Here is a 2,701-nt window from a genome sequence, read left to right on the forward strand (position 1 = left end):
TGTCGTGGCAGTTTCTTTCCGACGGGAAAGGAACTGTCAGGACAAAAGAGACAGCCTGCGAACGTTGAAATATTTTGTTTAAAAATACTGCCATGCAGTATGACCGCGTGTTGTAAATAGTGCCTTCTTTTGTTCTCTCACGGGTGCTCTTTAAATTGATGCTCCACAAATTAAACACTCCGGCAAATCAAATGAGATTCAGCCACCCATGGCCGGATAATTTAAATCAAAAACTCTACGATATTGCATCAACCCAAAACGATATTGCGTCAAAATATGAATCTTCAAAGTTTTGTAGACTGAGATTCCACCCGACACCTGGTTTAAATCAAACGATGATCCAGTTTTAAAAAGAACGTTCCCTGCTTCAGCCGAAAGAGGGTGGAAGCCAGTTTTAAAATAATCAAACAACTAATCCCGGCATTATTTACAACGAATGGCAATATGAAACGTAAGCGAATTAAATGAGCAGACGTTTCAAGTTTTTAATTAGCCAAATCTACGATTTGGTAACTGAAAAATCAACTCGTCAAATCTTAGATTTGGCGGTGTTGATTAGAAGTAAAACCTTTGAAAACCACTGTCCCGCTTATGTTTTATGATTGCGTGTTGTGGGCAGTAATTTATCTAATTGTTTTTCAAAGTCTCTCACATTAGGAACTTGAATCAATTCGATAGTCCTACCTTCTGAAAAATCATTTATAGCTTCTACTCTTCTTTTCACCATATCGGTCAAATCTGTATTATAGATAAACCAGAAATTACCTTCTTTTCCTTTTACGCTAGAAATAAAACGTTCAATTGAACTCAAACCGACTTTACTTCTCATAAAATATTTTATTTCAACATAGTAGTACTGATTATCACATTCAAACTCAATATCAAATTCATGAGAAGGAACAGTAAAGTCGCTGTTAATCTTAATTTCCTTTCTTTTTCGAATTATATTTAAAATTCCTTTTTCATATTCAAATCCTGTTTCACGTGAGAACGCCATGTTTTCAGACTGTGCAATTTGATTATCAATTTCGTCCTGTTTTTCTTTATCTGTTCTAAATTTTAAATAAAAGCTTATAATTCCTGCTACAACACCAATTAATGAAATCAAAATTGAAAGCAGACTTGTAATATTAAATTTACTTTTCGATTCATTTAGTTCTTCTTTGTTTTCTACTTCAACAGGCGGAATCTGGGATTTTATAATTTCAATTTCTTCGATTAAAAGTTTTCTTTTTTCAAGAGGTAAATATTTGTCCTGCATAAATGATTCTTGCACACAAACCAATACTTGTTTGGGAGTCAACGGATATGCTTGTTTCAATTCTATTTCCTTAGCTTCAATTAATACATTAACTTCATTCAAAGTGGAAATAGAGTCGGAATAGATTAGCTCCTTAACAGATTGAATCAAATTCTCTTGGGCATTAATTATTTTCTCATTTTGCGATTCTTCAATCCAGTTGGGAACATAGAATACACCAAAATAGAAAGTCAAACACACTCCTATAATACCAAAAATATTTGATAAGTTTTTTAATATCCAATTCCAGAATTTCTTCATGTTAGTCTGTTTTCGTTTTTATTGCCCACAACGTTCCCGCGGTATGGTGTCGTGGCAGTTTCTGTCCGATAGGAAAGGAACTGTCAGGACGAAAAGAGCTGGCAGCGAACGTTGAATTGTTTTATTTAAAAGTACTGCCATGCACTATGACCGCGTGTTAGCGGTAGTTTTTATTTTTCATTTAACTCAAATGTCATTTTAATAGGAACTGGTTTGTTTCCATTTTTAGCTGGAATCCACTTAGGCATCTCATTGAATGCTTGAATAATTCTTTTTGTAACATCATCACTTTCAACGCGTCTATTTAACCGTATGTTAGTGATACAACCATTTTCATCAAGTACAATTTGTATATATGCATTTTCAGAAGATATTTCATTACAAAGTTTTAATCCATAATTGCCTAAATACACATCTAAATCTGTCCCATCATGTCTAAAACGTGGCATTGTATCTGCAACGGTTGGAGCATCTAATCTAAATTGGATTTCTTTTTCTGTTTTGTTGTTATCATCAAAAATATAGTCCTTTAATAAGATAGCCTGATACTTCAAAATTTGAATGGAGTCCTCGTAAGTCTGGTTTGGACAAACCGTATAGCTTTGACCCTTTACTGTAAAGTGAACAATTGTATCATTAGAAATTGAATCTATCCGAATGTTGGAATATGTGAATGGAAAATCTCTAATTATTTGATTATCACCATATATCTCAAGTAGGATTCTTTCTTTTTGATTTAAATTCAACTTTCCTTCAAAATAATATGCCTGAACCAAAGGATAATACTCTGAAAAATCATCAATTTCTGCAATGACTTCTGCATTTTTCTGTTCATAATTTAAATACAAAATGCTTTTATCTCTATTAAAATCTACATTTTGGCAGGATGCTCCAAATGATATTAAGGTTAATAATATGTATATAGTCTGTTTCATTAAATTACCGCTAACGTTCCCGCGGTATGCTGTCGTGGCAGTTTCTTTCCGAGGGGAAAGGAACTGTCAGGACAAAAGAGACAGCCTGCGAACGTTGAAATATTTTGTTTAAAAATACTGCCATGCAGTATGACCGCGTGTTGTAAATAGTGCCTTCTTTTGTTCTCTCACGGGTGCTCTTTAAATTGATGCTCCACAAATTAAA

Annotated in this window: 3 protein-coding genes; all 3 read right to left on the minus strand. The window is 33.7% G+C overall.

All coding sequences use genetic code 11. From position 1 onward, the window contains the following. Positions 1-589 precede the first annotated feature (589 nt). A complete protein-coding gene (locus ACE1ET_RS20320; RefSeq protein ID WP_375730260.1) occupies positions 590-1,561 on the minus strand; it encodes a hypothetical protein in 972 nt (323 codons plus the stop codon). Positions 1,562-1,731: 170 nt separating this feature from the next. Continuing rightward, on the minus strand, positions 1,732-2,496 hold the full coding sequence (locus ACE1ET_RS20325) for an energy transducer TonB (protein WP_375730261.1): 765 nt from the start codon (positions 2,494-2,496) through the stop codon (positions 1,732-1,734). 10 nt (positions 2,497-2,506) lie between these two features. Continuing rightward, positions 2,507-2,701 (minus strand): hypothetical protein (locus ACE1ET_RS20330; protein WP_375730262.1); only part of this gene is annotated, 195 nt, incomplete at its 5' end.

The organism is Quyinboa mangrovi, from assembly GCF_042219825.1.
In the GTDB taxonomy this organism is placed as follows: Bacteria; Bacteroidota; Bacteroidia; order Bacteroidales; family UBA5342; genus JBHJHP01.